We start from the raw sequence: 14275 nt of genomic DNA, 5'->3' as shown, positions 1-14275 counted from the left end.
CCAGTGACAAGCGTCACGTGGCGCGCGGTGTGGCCGGGCGGGTTTGTTTGATCTCCATGAATGACTCAACCCTCGCTTTGTGGGCGGCTGATGGTGATCGGCCGCTCACCCCTGGCATACGGTCGAGCCTGTCCCCACCCGCCCCCCGTCGTCTCACCCCGCGGAGTACCGATGAGCACCGCCATAGCCCCCGTCCGTTCCCTCCGCTCCGGGACGGTCCTCGCCGACCTGATCCCGGCGTCCCGCGCCCGCGAGGTCGCGCTGGTCGTCGGCGGCGCCGCGCTGACCGGCCTGGCCGCCCAGCTCACCGTCCCGGTCCCCGGCTCCCCGGTCCCGGTCTCCGGCCAGACCTTCGCCGCTCTGCTCGTCGGCACCGCGCTCGGCGCCCGCCGGGGCTTCCTCGCGCTCGGCCTGTACGCGGTGGCCGGCATGGCGGGCCTGCCCTGGTTCGCCGAGGCGAGCTCCGGCTGGTCGATGCCCTCCTTCGGCTACATCCTCGGGATGCTGCTGGCCGCCACCGTCGTCGGCGCGCTCGCCCGGCGCGGCGCGGACCGCTCGGTGCTGCGGACCGCGGGCACGATGGTGCTCGGCTCGGCCGTCATCTACGCGGTCGGCGTGCCGTACCTGGCCCTCGCCACCGGCATGACCCTCGGCCAGGCCGTCGCCGCCGGTCTCGTCCCCTTCCTCGTCGGCGACGCCCTCAAGGCCGCCCTCGCGATGGGCGCGCTGCCCGCCGCCTGGAAGCTCGTCGGCCGCAAGGGCTGACGGCACCGCCGTACGCATGGGTGAGGCCCCGCCGGACCGGCGGGGCCTCACCCATGTCATGCGGGGGTGTCAGTCCCGCTCGGCCGCCGGCGCGTCCCGCTTCACGAGCCGCTCCTTGACCACCGCGACCGCCAGTACCAGCGCGGCCACCAGCAGCGAGAGCAGCACCTGCTCCCGGTTGGCGCCGCCGTCGTAGACCATGTAGCCGAGCACGGCGACGATCATGGCGATGGTCACCCAGGTCAGGTACGGGAAGAGCCACATCCGCACGACCAGCTTCTCGGGCGACTCGCGCAGGATGATCCCGCGCATCCGCAGCTGGGTCACGCAGATGACCAGCCACACGAAGAGGGCGACGGCGCCGGAGGCGTTCAGCAGGAAGGCGAAGACGGTGTCGGGCCACTTGTAGTTGAAGAAGACCGCGACGAAGCCGAAGACCACCGAGGACAGGATCGCCGCCCGGGGCACGCCCCGGGCGCTGGTCCGGGTGAAGGCGCGGGGCGCGTCGCCGCGCTGGCCGAGCGAGAAGGCCATCCGGGAGGCGGTGTAGAGGCCCGAGTTCAGGCAGGACAGGACGGCGGTCAGCACGATCACGTTCATGACCTGGCCGGCGTTCGGGATGCCGATGGAGTCGAGGGCGGCGACGTACGAGCCCTTCTCGACGATCGACGCGTCGTTCCACGGCAGCAGGGTGAGCACGACGAAGATCGAGCCCAGGTAGAAGACGCCGATCCGCCAGATCACGCTGTTGGTGGCCTTGGTGACGGCCCGCTGCGGGTCCTCCGACTCCCCGGCGGCCAGGGTGACGATCTCGCTGCCCATGAAGGAGAAGACCACCATCAGCACACCGGTGAGCACGGCGCCCGCGCCCATCGGGAAGAAGCCCCCGGCGTCGGTGAGGTGCGCGAAGCCCGCGCCCGGGTTGTCGGAGCCCGGCAGCACGCCGAAGACCGCGAGCAGGCCGATGACGACGAAGGCGCCGATGGCGACGACCTTGATGCCCGCGAACCAGAACTCGAACTCTCCGTACGAGGCGACGGAGGCGAGGTTGGTGGCGGTGAGCACCACCATCACGATGAGGGCCCAGCCCCACTGCGGGACGGCCGGGACCCAGCCCTCCAGGATCTTGGCGCCGGCGGTCGCCTCGACGGCGAGCACGACCACCCAGAAGAACCAGTACAGCCAGCCGATGGTGAACCCGGCCCAGCGGCCGAGCGCCTGGTCCGCGTAGGCGGAGAAGGAGCCGGAGGAGGGGCGGGCGGCCGCCATCTCGCCGAGCATCCGCATCACGAAGACGACCATCGCGCCGACCAGCGCGTACGACAGGAGGATGGCGGGGCCGGCCGCGGCGATGCCGGAGCCGGAGCCGACGAAGAGGCCGGCGCCGATCACGCCGCCGATGGCGATCATCGAGAGGTGACGGTTCTTGAGGCCCGCCTGGAGGCCGTTCGAGCCGTCGGGCCGGCCGCCGGGCTGTCCTGCGGACTGCCGCGCGCCACCGGTGGTTCCGGTGTCGCCGCCTTCCTTCGCCAGGGTCGGTTGCGTGTTCATGGACGCTTCCTTAGGTGTGGGGGCTGCTCGGGTCGCGAGCTGGAGACATGTAACCCGGAGTCCGATCGGTACGGAAGGGATGACTCCGGATCGTGATTCAGGAGAGATTCGGGACAAAAGGTCCGGACCAGACGGGACCAAGGTCCCGACCCCGCTGACCGCTACCCCGTCCCCGCCGTGCCACACTCGGAGCCATGCGCGTCTACCTCGGCTCCGACCATGCCGGCTACGAACTCAAGAACCACCTCGTCGAATGGCTGAAGGCCCACGGCCACGAGCCCGTCGACTGCGGTCCCCACATCTACGACGCCCTCGACGACTACCCGCCGTTCTGCCTGCGCGCCGCCGAGAAGACGGCCGCCGACCCGGACAGCCTCGGCATCGTGATCGGCGGCTCCGGCAACGGCGAGCAGATCGCCGCCAACAAGGTCAAGGGGGTGCGCGCCGCCCTCGCCTGGAGCGAGCAGACCGCCGCCCTCGGCCGCGAGCACAACAACGCCAACGTCGTCTCCATCGGCGGCCGGATGCACACCCAGGAAGAGGCGACCAAGTTCGTCGAGATCTTCCTCTCCACCCCGTACTCGGGCGACGAGCGCCACACCCGCCGCATCGACATGCTCTCCCGCTACGAGGAGACCGGCGAGCTCCCGGCGATCCCGGCCCACCACCCGCAGCACGAGGCCTGATCAGCACCCATGCCTGAAGGGCACACGATCCACCGGCTGGCCGCCGACTACCGGGAACGGTTCGGCGGCCGGCCCGTGCGCGCCTCCAGCCCCCAGGGCAAGTTCGCCGACTCGGCCGCCCTGCTCGACGGCGCGGTCCTCACCGCCACCGAGGCCCACGGCAAGCACCTCTTCCTCGGCTTCCCCGGCGAGGAGTGGATCCACATCCACCTGGGCCTCTTCGGCAAGGTGAACTTCGGCGGCACACCCGCGCCGCCCGCGACCGACACCGTCCGGCTGCGCCTCGCCAACCCCGAGGCGTACGTCGACCTGCGCGGCCCGACCACCTGCGCGCTCATCACCGACGCCGAGAAGCACGCGATACACGAGCGGCTCGGCCCCGACCCGCTGCGCCCCGACGACGACCCCGGCCGGGCCTGGCGCCGGATCTCGAAGTCCCGCACCACGATCGCCGCCCTGCTCATGGACCAGAAGGTCATCGCCGGGGTCGGCAACGTCTACCGCGCCGAGGTCCTCTTCCGGCACGGCATCGACCCGTACCGCGCGGGCCGCGACCTGCGCGCGGCGGAGTGGGACGCGATCTGGGCCGACCTCGTCCCGCTGATGCGCGAGGGCGTCCGGCTCAACCGCATCGACACCGTCCGCCCCGAGCACACCCCCGAGGCGATGGGCCGCCCGCCCCGCGTCGACGACCACGGCGGCGAGGTCTACGTGTACCGCCGCGCCCACCTCCCGTGCCTCGTCTGCGCCGAGGAGATCCGCACCGCGGACCTCGCCGCCCGCAACCTCTTCTGGTGCCCCCGCTGCCAGCCGGCGTGACGCGGAGCCGGCCCTGCCCCCGGGAGGGCACGGCCGGCCCCGGCCCGGCTAGAAGCCGTGCGGCAGCCACGGCGCGACGGGGGAGCCGAAGGCGACCGACGCCTCCACCAGCGCCCCGTCCCGCAGCTCCCGCACCCGCCCCGCGGCGGCCAGCGAGACCAGCGACACCCCGCCCAGATACGCCGTGCCCAGCTCCCGTACGGACAGCGCCAGATCGGCCGCGTCCTCGGTACGGGCGCACACCGCGCCCTTCGCGTCCCCGGTCAGCCGCCACCGCCCCGCGTTCCACGGACAGAACGCGTCCTCGACCTCGAACACCACGTCCACCGGCGCCTGGTACGTCCGCGCCTCCAGCGCCGCGCCCAGCTCCACCAGCCGCACGTGCAGCGCGTCCCGCAGCGACACCTGGCACCGGCGCACATCGCTCACCAGGTGCTGCCAGGCGTCGTCCACCGGACGGCTGTGGATCCGCACCCGCGAGGTCAGGTCCACCGAGCACAGGAACCGCCACAGCGCCCCCTCCGCCGCCGGATCCAGCCCCGCGAGCTGGTGCAGCAGCACGGAGCCGTCCGAGCCGTTGAACGACCAGTCCGGCTTGATCGCGTACAGCGCGAAGCCGACGACCTCGCCCCCGCGCTCCGCCAGCACGCACAGCCGAGGCGAAGCCCCCTCCCGCTGGTCCGGCGGGTCCAGCAGCGCCAGCTTCTCCCAGCCGGGCCGCCGCTCCAGCATCCCGGGGCGGCCCGGGACCAGGCGCGCGTACACCGCCTCACAGGCGTCCAGCGCCTCCGCCGGCGCCGCGTACCGCAGCGACACCTCGTCCGCGCCCGGCGGCGGGGTCAGCCGCACCCGGGTCGTGTCCAGGGTCGCCCGCGCCGACAGCACCGCCACCCCGTAACCGAACCGCCCGTAGATCTCCGGCTCCGAAGCCGTCAGCACCGCGAGCGGCTCGCCCGCCGCCCGCACGTCGTCGAGCTGCCGCCGCATCATCGAGGTCAGGATCCCGCGCCGCCGGTGCGTCGCGGCCACGCTCACCATCGTCACGCCGGCCGCCGGGACCGCCGCCCCGCCCGGCACCGTCAGCCGGAACGAGTACGCCCCCGCCGTGCCGACCCAGCGGTCTCCGTCCCAGGCGCCGATCGACCGCTCGTACTCCGTCAGCTCCCGCCAGAGCCTCCGCTCCTCCGGCGCCTCCGGAACCCCGCCGAAGGCGAGCTCCAGCACGCCGAACCAGTCGTCCCACTCGGCCGGGTCGAGAACCCGCAGTTCAGTAGTCATATGCCATCGATATCAGCGCCCCCGCGTCCGTCGCGACCCGGTTTCGGATGCCATGTCACCTGGGTCCCCCTGCACGAGGGCCGATCGGGTGGATAGGGTCCAAGCCAATGACACCTCGCGGCGGAGTGGACTCGTACCCGGCCCGGATGCGCAAGAGCGCCCACCGGGTCCGCATCGCGCTGCGCCGCTCCGGGGTCGACTACTTCCGGGGCGACGGCTCCGACTGGATCGCCCTCGCCGGACTCCTGCTCACCATCCCCGCCATCACCGTCGGCACCCTCCTCAACCCGGTGTGGTGCTCGCCGGTCGCCCTCGCCCTCCCGATCGTCGCCGGCGGACTGCTGCTGCGGCCCGCCAGCCTGCTCGGCCTGTACGCCGCCGCCGCGGGCGCCCTCATCGTCGAGTCGCTCGTCCTCGGCCCGTACACCGAGGGCCCCGCCCGGGTCACCCCCGGCACCGTCCTCGTCGTCGCCGCCTGCGGACTCTTCGGCCTGCTCATCGCCCAGTTCCGGGCCCGCGTCGGCGTGCCCTGGCGGCGCGGCGGCACCATGCTCTTCGACCTGCGCGAACGCATCCGGGTGCAGAGCGCCCTGCCCCGCCTGCCGCAGGGCTGGCACCGCGAGATGGCGCTGCGCCCGGCGGGCGGCCAGTCCTTCTCCGGCGACTTCGTCGTCGCCGCCCGCACCAACGGCGGACGCACCCTGGAGGTCCTGCTCACCGACGTCTCCGGCAAGGGCATGGACGCGGGCTCCCGCGCCCTGCTGCTCTCCGGCGCCTTCGGCGGACTGCTCGGCTCGCTGCCCCCGCACGGCTTCCTGCCCGCCGCCAACGGCTACCTGCTGCGGCAGGACTGGGACGAGGGCTTCGCCACCTCCATCCACCTCGTCCTCGACCTGGAGTCCGGCGACTACGAACTCCTCTCCGCCGGCCACCTGCCCGCCCTCCAGCTCCACGCGGGCAGCGGACGCTGGGAGGAGAAGTCCGGCGAAGGGCCCCTCCTCGGCGTCTACGACGGCGCCGAGTTCCACCCGGTCAAGGGCTCCCTGCGCCCCGGCGACGTCCTCATGCTCTTCACCGACGGCCTCGTCGAGGCCGCCGACCGGGACATCGCCGAGGGCATCGACCGCCTCACCGGCGAGGCCGACCGCTATGTCGCGGCCGGCTTCGAGGGCGCCGCCTGGCACCTCATCGAGGCATGCGCCAAGGACGTCAACGACGACCGCGCCCTCCTCGTCATCAGCCGCACCGGCTGACCCGCCGGGCCGGGGGTAGGGGTGCCCCCACCCCCGGGAGACCGGCCGCCACCATCGCCGTGACCTGCGCGAATCCGTACGTTCGAAGAGTCGACGAGGCGTCGGCCGCTCATTCGGGAACGCGGCCAGAAACGCGCCCAGGAACGCACGGAGGACACCCATGGCCCCCCACACCGCCCCCGGCACGGCAGCCGTCGAACTGACCGGGGTACGGCGCCGGTACGGCAAGGGGGCCGGCGCCGTCCACGCCCTGCGCGGGATCGACCTGCGCCTCGCCCACGGCAGCTTCACCGCCGTCATGGGCCCCTCCGGCTCCGGCAAGTCCACCTTCCTCCAGTGCGCCGCCGGACTCGACCGCCCCACCGAGGTTCTCCGACGCCCGCGCCCTCGCCCTCTCCGGCCACCCCCACACCGTCGCCGCCATCGCCGTCCTGCCCGCACCCGGCACCACCCCCGCCGCGCTCGCCGCCCAGGTCACCCAGGCCCTGGACGGCAAGGCCCGGGTGCACACCGGCGACGATCGCGCCCGCGCCGAGGGCGCCGCGCTGCCCGCCGCCGAAGAGCTCCTCATCGGCCTCGGCGGCTCCTTCGGCGGCACCGCCACCCTCGTCGCCGTCTTCACCGCCACCGGGACCGTCGCCCTGTCCGTCGGACAGCGCTCCCGCGAGTTCGCCCTGCTGCGGGCGATCGGCGCGACCCCGCGCCAGCTCCGCCGCTCGATCGCCACCGAATCCCTGCTGGTCGCGCCGCTCGCGGGCGCCCTCGGCTGCCTTCCGGGCCTGGCGCTCGCCACCTGGTGGTTCGGCCGGCTCCAGGAGAAGGGCGCGATCCCCGACGGCGTCCGCCTGGACACCGGCCCGCTGCCGTTCGCCGCGGCCGTCGCCGCCACCGCGCTGACCACGCTGTTCGCCGGACTCGTCGCCGCCCGCCGCCCTGGCCCCGCTCGGCACGGTCGCCGACGCCACGGGCTGGTCGGCGGCGCGGAGTCGGGACCGCGAGCTCAACGCCTGGGCCAACACCACGATGGCCGCGGTCCTCGGCGGCTTCGCGGCGGTCGCCGCCGCCAACACCCTGGTGATGGGAGTCCTCGACCGGCGCCGCGAACTGCGCACCCTGCGCCTGGTCGGCACCACCCGGCGCCAGGTGCTGCGCATGATCCGCTGCGAGGCGCTGCTGGTCACGGGCGCGGGCGTGGCGCTGGGCACGGGCATCGCCCTGGCGACCCTGATCCCGATGGCCAACGGCCTCACCGGAGAGGCCCCGTACATCCCACCGCTCCTGTACGGCTCCTTCGTGGCGGCCACGCTCGCCCTGGGCCTGGCGGCGACGGCCCTGCCCGCACGAGCCGCACTACGCTGACGCCCATGACGGCCACCCCGCCCCGGTACCTCATCCTCCCCGAGATCGAGACCCTCGCCGTCGAGGCCCACGCGGGCCAGACGGACAAGGCGGGGCGCCCGTACGCGGAACACCTGCGCGCGGTGGCCGAAGGGGTACGGGCCCGGGGCGGCGACGAGCACCAGATCGCGGCGGCGTGGCTGCACGACTCCGTGGAGGACGACGCGCTGCCGGAGCGGTGGCTGGCGGGGGCGGCCCTGCCGCCGGAGGTCAAGGCGATGGTCCGCGCGCTCACCAAGCGCGCGGGGGAGGACCTGGCCTCCTACACGGCCCGGATCCTGACCACCCCCGGCGCCCTCCTGGTGAAGGAGGCGGACCTCGCCCACAACGCCGATCCGGCCCGCCTGGCCCGCCTCGACCCCCCGACCCGGGAGCGCCTGACCGCCAAGTACACCTACGTCCACGCCCTGTTGGGGCTGACCCCGCCGACCTGATCCAGACGAATCTCGTCAGGTTGGCCGGATTTCTACAGCGACGATTGGCCACCCGCCCCTGCTGGGAAGGTAGTTGATGGCACGATAGATGCGGCGGGGGTGTTCTGTGGCGTGCGCTCCCGGGCGGCAAGGCGAAGACCGACCGAGGGTGTGATCAGTTGTGGCCATTTCACTGTCTGTGGTGCTGCTGTTGGCGATCATCCTGGTGGTGCTGATCCGCGGCGGAAACCTGAAGGCCGGCCCGGCCGTCGTCGCGGTCCTGTTCGGCTTCTTCCTCGCCTCGACGGGCATGGCCGACGACATCCAGCGCTTCCTGGACTCGATAACGCAGACGGTCGGCTCCATCAAGTTCTGACGAGGTCACCCCTTCTTGGTGACGGCCTTCTTGGCCGGAACCTTCTTGACGGACTTCTTGACGGCCTTGGCGGGCGCCTTCTTGGCGGGCGCCTTGCCGGCGGCCTTGGTCGCGGGCTTGGCCGGAGCCTTCTTGACGGACTTCTTGACCGCCTTGGCGGGCACCTTCTTGGCGGGCGCCTTCTTCGCGGCGGGCTTGGCGGGGGGCTTGGCGGCACTCTTCGAGACCTTGGGCTTCTCGGCGGCCTTGGTCTTGGTCTTGGGGGCCGGCTTGGCAGCGGGCTTGGGCTTGGTCGTGGCGACGGGCTTCGTCTTCGCCTCGGCCTTGCCCTTCGCCTCGGCCTTGCCCTTCGCCTCGGCCTTGCCCTTCGGCTCGGCCTTGGGCTTCGTCTTCGGCTTGCCCGTCGACCACTTGAGCTCGATCTCCAGCTCGATCTCGCCGTCCTCGATCTCGACCTCGACCTCGCCGGCGAGCTCGTCGGGGATCCGCAGCGCCAGGGTCCCGGCGCCCAGCCGCAGCTCGGCCTCCCCGCCCTTCCGGAGCGCCTGGGCGAGCGCCGCCAGCTGGTCGGCGGCCTCCAGCCGGGACAGTGCGCGCTTCTGTTCGAACTTCAGGTCCTTCATGACTGCCTCCGGCCCGGGGTGGTGCGGGAAAGCCCAATAAAACGGACAGCGCCCATTCTTCAACCCCCGTCCACGCCCGGCATCCCGCGCACCGCCACAGGAATGACGCCCCCCGGCACGGGCGGCGCGGGCGAACGGAAAGAGCCGGTCCCGTGGATCACGGGACCGGCTCTGACCGGGCGTCTCTGCCGTATGGAGCGGGCGACGGGAATCGAACCCGCGTAGCTAGTTTGGAAGACTAGGGCTCTACCATTGAGCTACGCCCGCACAGTGCACGCCGGGCGGATGGCCGCGGCGACGGACGCCATCGTAGCGGGTCCTCGCAGGTCCCCGCACACCCCTCGGGAAACGGGGACGTCGGACGGTCTCCGTCCATGTACCCTACGTGTCGCACCGACGGGGTGTGGCGCAGCTTGGTAGCGCGTCCGCTTTGGGAGCGGAAGGCCGTGGGTTCAAATCCCGCCACCCCGACCAGCCAAGATCACATTGTGGGCCGTGAGGCGCTTGCGGTTACTATGCAAGCTGCGTGCCCGTGTGTCTCTCTGACCGGGCCGATCGGCCGGAACCGCCCCCAGGCGGTACCGGCGCAACCCAGGAATCAGCCACCAAGGAGACCGAACCGTGAAGAGCGCCGTGGAGACCCTGAACCCGACCCGGGTTCGGCTCACTGTCGAGGTGCCCTTCGAGGAGCTCAAGGACAGCCTCGACGCGGCGTACAAGAAGATCAACCAGCAGGTCACGGTCAAGGGCTTCCGTAAGGGCAAGATCCCGGCTCGTGTGATCGACCAGCGGTTCGGCCGTGGTGCGGTGCTGGAGGAGGCCGTCAACGACGCGCTCCCGAAGTTCTACACCGAGGCGGTCAACGAGGCCGAGGTCAACCCGCTGGGCCAGCCCGAGGTCGACATCACGGAGCTGAAGGACGGCGAGCTGCTGGCCTTCACCGCCGAGGTCGACGTCCGCCCGGCCATCGAGATCCCGGACTTCTCCGGCATCGAGGTCGAGGTCGACGCCGTCGAGGTCACCGACGAGGACGTCGAGAAGTCCGTGGAGCAGCTCCGCGAGCGCTTCGCGTCGACCAACCCGGTCGAGCGCGCCGCCGCCGAGGGTGACGTCGTCACCATCGACCTGGAGGCCAAGGTCGACGGCGAGGTCCTGCCCGACGGTGTCGCCAGCGGTGTCTCGTACACCATCGGCTCCGGCGAGCTGCTCGACGGCATCGACGAGGCCGTCACCGGCCTGGAGGCCGGCGGCGAGGCCACCTTCACCTCGCAGCTGAAGGGCGGCTCCGCCGAGGGCAAGGACGCCGAGGTCACCGTCAAGGTCCTCACCGTCGCCGCCCGCGAGCTCCCCGAGCTGGACGACGAGTTCGCGCAGCTCGCCTCGGAGTTCGACACCCTCGACGAGCTCAAGGCCGACAGCCGCAAGCGCCTCGAGAACATGAAGCAGTTCGACCAGGCCACCCAGGCCCAGGAGCGCGTGCTGGAGAAGCTCCTGGAGCTCGCGGAGATCCCCGTCCCCGAGAAGCTGCTCGAGGACGAGATCAACACCCGCAAGCACAACCTGGAGCACCACCAGCTCGGCCAGATGGGCCTGAGCCTGGAGAAGTACCTGGAGTTCCAGGGCAAGACGGTCGAGGAGTTCGACGCCGAGACCAAGGACCAGGCCGTCAAGGGCATCAAGACCCAGTTCATCCTCGACGAGCTGGTCAACAAGGAGAAGCTGAACGTGGAGCAGGAGGAGCTCACCGAGCACCTCATGCGCCGCGCCGCCTCCTCCGGCATGTCCCCCGACCAGTTCGCCCAGGCCGTCGTCCAGGGCGGCCAGGTGCCGATGCTGGTCGGCGAGGTCGCCCGCGGCAAGGCGCTCGCGCTGGTCGTCGAGGCCGCCAAGGTCGTCGACACCAACGGCGTCGAGGTCGACCTGTCCGACGAGGACGAGGAGCAGGCCGCCGAGACGGTCGAGGCCGTCACCGGCGACGCCGAGGTCTCCGAGGAGAAGTAAGCCTCACCCGGGGGGACGCGGGCGGCCCCGGCCGCCCGCCGAGCCCCGCGCCACGGGCCCGTACGCACGGCTGTGCGTCCGGGCCCGTGGACGTATCCGCGCACGGATTATGCGCCCCCAACTACCTTGCGCTCCCAGCGAACAGTTCGGGAACCGGGATGGCGTTGTCCCACCTGCGCGTTAGGGTCCATGAATACGAGGGCAGTGCCCTCCGAACGAGACGCTGAGACGGCCCTGGCCGTCGGAGACGAGCAGGTGGATACGTGACGAATCTGAAGCCTTACGCCGCGGGTGAGCCGTCCATCGGTGGCGGCCTCGGCGACCATGTCTACAACCGGCTGCTCGGCGAGCGCATCGTCTTCCTCGGCCAGCAGGTCGACGACGACATCGCCAACAAGATCACCGCCCAGATGCTCCTCCTGGCCGCCGAGCCGGAGAAGGACATCTACCTGTACATCAACAGCCCCGGCGGCTCCGTGACGGCCGGCATGGCCGTCTACGACACCATGCAGTTCATCCCCAACGACGTCGTGACCATCGGTATGGGCATGGCGGCGTCGATGGGCCAGTTCCTGCTCACCGCCGGCACCCCCGGCAAGCGCTTCGCCCTGCCGAACACCGACATCCTGATGCACCAGGGCTCCGCCGGCATCGGCGGCACCGCCTCCGACATCAAGATCCAGGCCGAGTACCTGCTCCGCACCAAGAAGCGCATGGCCGAGATCACCGCGCACCACTCCGGCCAGACCGTCGAGGCGATCATCCGCGACGGCGACCGCGACCGCTGGTTCACCGCGGAGGAGGCCAAGGACTACGGCCTCATCGACGACATCATCACGCACGCCGCGGGTGTTCCGGGCGGCGGCGGCACGGGCGCCTGAGCGCCGGCAGCCCGCCGAAGAGCCCCAGCCCCCCGAACGCCACCAGGACGGTGAACACCCAGATGCAGAACAACCTCTCCGCGAGCGGCCTCTACACCGGCGCGCCGATGGACAACCGCTACGTGGTCCCGCGCTTCGTCGAGCGCACCTCGCAGGGCGTGCGCGAGTACGACCCGTACGCGAAGCTCTTCGAGGAGCGCGTGATCTTCCTCGGCGTCCAGATCGACGACGCCTCGGCCAACGACGTCATGGCGCAGCTGCTGTGCCTGGAGTCGATGGACCCGGACCGCGACATCTCGATCTACATCAACAGCCCGGGCGGCTCCTTCACCGCCCTCACGGCCATCTACGACACGATGCAGTTCGTGAAGCCCGACATCCAGACGGTCTGCATGGGCCAGGCGGCCTCCGCCGCGGCCGTGCTGCTCGCCGCCGGCACCCCCGGCAAGCGGATGGCCCTGCCCAACGCCCGGGTGCTGATCCACCAGCCCTCCGGCGGCACCGGCCGTGAGCAGCTCTCCGACCTGGAGATCGCGGCCAACGAGATCCTCCGGATGCGCGACCAGCTGGAGAACATGCTGGCCAAGCACTCCTCGACGCCGATCGAGAAGATCCGCGAGGACATCGAGCGCGACAAGATCCTGACGGCCGAGGACGCCCTGGCGTACGGCCTGGTCGACCAGATCGTCTCGACCCGCAAGAGCACGGCCGCCGCCGCGCACTGACGCCCGACCTTCCCCTGGCACGGGGCATGTGGCCGAATCCCGACCATGTGAACCGTGCCAAGGGGGGCCCGAACGGGGGGCCCGGCAAGGTACCGTCGAATATGAGGCACCAGGAGTCGCTGAACCAGGCGCTCCCAGGCGAAGGGGAAGCACCTCGTGGCACGCATCGGTGATGGCGGCGATCTGCTCAAGTGCTCGTTCTGCGGAAAGAGCCAGAAGCAGGTGAAGAAGCTCATCGCGGGACCCGGTGTGTACATCTGCGACGAGTGCATCGACCTCTGCAACGAGATCATCGAAGAGGAACTGGCGGAGACGAGCGAGGTGCGCTGGGAGGAACTTCCCAAGCCCCGCGAGATCTACGAGTTCCTGGAGGGCTATGTCGTCGGCCAGGAGCCGGCGAAGAAGGCGCTCTCCGTCGCGGTGTACAACCACTACAAGCGCGTCCAGGCCGGCGAGAACGGCGGCGCGCAGGGCCGGGACGACGCCATCGAGCTGGCGAAGTCCAACATCCTGCTGCTCGGCCCGACCGGCTCCGGCAAGACGCTCCTGGCCCAGACGCTGGCCCGGATGCTCAACGTCCCGTTCGCCATCGCGGACGCGACGGCGCTGACGGAGGCCGGCTATGTCGGCGAGGACGTCGAGAACATCCTGCTCAAGCTGATCCAGGCGGCGGACTACGACGTCAAGAAGGCCGAGACCGGGATCATCTACATCGACGAGATCGACAAGGTCGCCCGGAAGAGCGAAAACCCGTCGATCACGCGCGATGTCTCGGGCGAGGGCGTACAGCAGGCGCTCCTCAAGATCCTGGAGGGCACCACCGCCTCCGTTCCGCCGCAGGGCGGCCGGAAGCACCCGCACCAGGAGTTCATCCAGATCGACACGACGAACGTGCTCTTCATCGTGGGCGGCGCCTTCGCCGGCCTGGAGAAGATCATCGAGTCGCGGGCGGGCGCCAAGGGCATCGGCTTCGGGGCGACCATCCGCTCCAAGCGTGAGATCGAGGCGAGCGACCAGTTCCAGGAGGTCATGCCGGAGGACCTGGTGAAGTTCGGGATGATCCCGGAGTTCATCGGCCGTCTGCCCGTCATCACCTCGGTCCACAACCTGGACCGCGAAGCCCTCCTGAAGATCCTCGTCGAGCCGCGCAACGCGCTGGTCAAGCAGTACCAGCGCCTCTTCGAACTCGACGGCGTGGAGCTGGACTTCGACCGCCCGGCCCTGGAGGCCATCGCCGACCAGGCGATCCTCCGCGGCACCGGCGCGCGCGGCCTGCGCGCCATCATGGAGGAGGTCCTCCAGTCGGTGATGTACGAGGTCCCGTCCCGCAAGGACGTGGCCCGCGTGGTCATCACCGCCGACGTGGTCCGCAACAATGTCAACCCGACGCTGGTGCCGCGGATCGTGAAGAACGACGGCAGGCACGAGAAGTCCGCCTGACCGTTCCCCGCGTGGGGAGATGCCTTCCGTCCCGGTCGGACGGAAGGCATCTCCATGTGCCGTGCC

The 14275-nt window shown here is 71.2% G+C and carries 13 protein-coding genes, 2 tRNA genes and 2 pseudogenes; 13 read left to right on the top strand and 4 right to left on the bottom strand.

What is annotated here, in order from left to right; translation table 11 throughout:
- Positions 1-171: 171 nt before the first annotated feature.
- Positions 172-765 (top strand): biotin transporter BioY, encoded by a 594-nt coding sequence (locus tag ACZ6J5_RS05735; RefSeq protein ID WP_469387949.1) that lies wholly within the window; start codon positions 172-174, stop codon positions 763-765.
- Positions 766-834: 69 nt separating this feature from the next.
- On the opposite strand, the gene ACZ6J5_RS05730 is transcribed toward ACZ6J5_RS05735, so the two are convergent.
- Complete coding sequence (locus ACZ6J5_RS05730; protein ID WP_469387946.1) at positions 835-2316, bottom strand: amino acid permease; 1482 nt, start codon at positions 2314-2316, stop codon at positions 835-837.
- Between the two features lie 194 nt (positions 2317-2510).
- On the opposite strand from ACZ6J5_RS05730, the gene ACZ6J5_RS05725 reads away from it, so the two are divergent.
- Complete coding sequence (locus ACZ6J5_RS05725; protein ID WP_469387943.1) at positions 2511-3002, top strand: ribose-5-phosphate isomerase; 492 nt, start codon at positions 2511-2513, stop codon at positions 3000-3002.
- 9 nt (positions 3003-3011) lie between these two features.
- A complete protein-coding gene (locus ACZ6J5_RS05720) occupies positions 3012-3821 on the top strand; it encodes an Fpg/Nei family DNA glycosylase (RefSeq protein ID WP_469387941.1) in 810 nt (269 codons plus the stop codon).
- A gap of 48 nt (positions 3822-3869) precedes the next feature.
- Here ACZ6J5_RS05720 and ACZ6J5_RS05715 read toward each other — a convergent pair whose 3' ends face one another.
- On the bottom strand, positions 3870-5099 hold the full coding sequence (locus ACZ6J5_RS05715) for a GNAT family N-acetyltransferase (protein ID WP_469387939.1): 1230 nt from the start codon (positions 5097-5099) through the stop codon (positions 3870-3872).
- Between the two features lie 107 nt (positions 5100-5206).
- On the opposite strand from ACZ6J5_RS05715, the gene ACZ6J5_RS05710 reads away from it, so the two are divergent.
- From ACZ6J5_RS05710 to ACZ6J5_RS05690, 5 genes and pseudogenes are all read left to right on the top strand, one after another.
- On the top strand, positions 5207-6352 hold the full coding sequence (locus ACZ6J5_RS05710) for a PP2C family protein-serine/threonine phosphatase (RefSeq protein WP_362475747.1): 1146 nt from the start codon (positions 5207-5209) through the stop codon (positions 6350-6352).
- A 160-nt stretch (positions 6353-6512) separates the two neighbouring features.
- Positions 6513-6716: pseudogene (locus ACZ6J5_RS05705) on the top strand (ATP-binding cassette domain-containing protein); the annotation flags it as partial.
- 79 nt (positions 6717-6795) lie between these two features.
- Positions 6796-7711: pseudogene (locus ACZ6J5_RS05700) on the top strand (ABC transporter permease); the annotation flags it as partial.
- A 5-nt stretch (positions 7712-7716) separates the two neighbouring features.
- Complete coding sequence (locus ACZ6J5_RS05695) at positions 7717-8184, top strand: HD domain-containing protein (protein ID WP_469388657.1); 468 nt, start codon at positions 7717-7719, stop codon at positions 8182-8184.
- Positions 8185-8344: 160 nt separating this feature from the next.
- Entirely contained in the window at positions 8345-8539 is a 195-nt protein-coding gene (locus tag ACZ6J5_RS05690) for a hypothetical protein (protein WP_046905580.1), read from the top strand.
- A 5-nt stretch (positions 8540-8544) separates the two neighbouring features.
- On the opposite strand, the gene ACZ6J5_RS05685 is transcribed toward ACZ6J5_RS05690, so the two are convergent.
- The gene (locus ACZ6J5_RS05685) at positions 8545-9162 is read right to left on the bottom strand and encodes an amphi-Trp domain-containing protein (protein ID WP_469387936.1); all 618 of its coding nucleotides are present in this window, start codon (positions 9160-9162) and stop codon (positions 8545-8547) included.
- A gap of 193 nt (positions 9163-9355) precedes the next feature.
- A tRNA-Gly gene (locus ACZ6J5_RS05680) sits at positions 9356-9429 on the bottom strand.
- 130 nt (positions 9430-9559) lie between these two features.
- On the opposite strand from ACZ6J5_RS05680, the gene ACZ6J5_RS05675 reads away from it, so the two are divergent.
- From ACZ6J5_RS05675 to clpX, 5 genes are all read left to right on the top strand, one after another.
- Positions 9560-9636 (top strand) — tRNA-Pro (locus ACZ6J5_RS05675).
- 147 nt (positions 9637-9783) lie between these two features.
- Entirely contained in the window at positions 9784-11163 is a 1380-nt protein-coding gene (gene tig, locus ACZ6J5_RS05670) for a trigger factor (protein ID WP_469387934.1), read from the top strand.
- A gap of 263 nt (positions 11164-11426) precedes the next feature.
- Positions 11427-12044, top strand: a complete 618-nt coding sequence (locus tag ACZ6J5_RS05665) for an ATP-dependent Clp protease proteolytic subunit (protein WP_469387931.1) — start codon at positions 11427-11429, stop codon at positions 12042-12044.
- 62 nt (positions 12045-12106) lie between these two features.
- Positions 12107-12769, top strand: a complete 663-nt coding sequence (locus ACZ6J5_RS05660; RefSeq protein WP_362475886.1) for an ATP-dependent Clp protease proteolytic subunit — start codon at positions 12107-12109, stop codon at positions 12767-12769.
- A gap of 156 nt (positions 12770-12925) precedes the next feature.
- Positions 12926-14209 carry an ATP-dependent Clp protease ATP-binding subunit ClpX gene (gene clpX / locus ACZ6J5_RS05655; RefSeq protein ID WP_030494070.1) on the top strand — a complete coding sequence of 428 codons (1284 nt, stop codon included), beginning with the start codon at positions 12926-12928 and terminating at the stop codon, positions 14207-14209.
- Positions 14210-14275: the final 66 nt, after the last annotated feature.

This window comes from Streptomyces sp. NPDC042100 (genome assembly GCF_055582325.1).
Note: the sequence above shows the minus strand (reverse complement) of the source record. Positions and strands in the feature narration are given on the sequence as shown.

Excerpts from the sequence above, each read along its gene's own strand:
- ACZ6J5_RS05730 (WP_469387946.1), bottom strand. The coding sequence starts at position 2,316 with ATGAACACGCAACCGACCCTGGCGAAGGAAGGCGGCGACACCGGAACC.
- ACZ6J5_RS05735 (WP_469387949.1), top strand. The coding sequence starts at position 172 with ATGAGCACCGCCATAGCCCCCGTCCGTTCCCTCCGCTCCGGGACGGTC.
- ACZ6J5_RS05695 (WP_469388657.1), top strand. The coding sequence starts at position 7,717 with ATGACGGCCACCCCGCCCCGGTACCTCATCCTCCCCGAGATCGAGACC.
- ACZ6J5_RS05685 (WP_469387936.1), bottom strand. The coding sequence starts at position 9,162 with ATGAAGGACCTGAAGTTCGAACAGAAGCGCGCACTGTCCCGGCTGGAG.
- ACZ6J5_RS05725 (WP_469387943.1), top strand. The coding sequence starts at position 2,511 with ATGCGCGTCTACCTCGGCTCCGACCATGCCGGCTACGAACTCAAGAAC.
- ACZ6J5_RS05720 (WP_469387941.1), top strand. The coding sequence starts at position 3,012 with ATGCCTGAAGGGCACACGATCCACCGGCTGGCCGCCGACTACCGGGAA.
- ACZ6J5_RS05660 (WP_362475886.1), top strand. The coding sequence starts at position 12,107 with ATGCAGAACAACCTCTCCGCGAGCGGCCTCTACACCGGCGCGCCGATG.
- ACZ6J5_RS05710 (WP_362475747.1), top strand. The coding sequence starts at position 5,207 with ATGACACCTCGCGGCGGAGTGGACTCGTACCCGGCCCGGATGCGCAAG.
- ACZ6J5_RS05715 (WP_469387939.1), bottom strand. The coding sequence starts at position 5,099 with ATGACTACTGAACTGCGGGTTCTCGACCCGGCCGAGTGGGACGACTGG.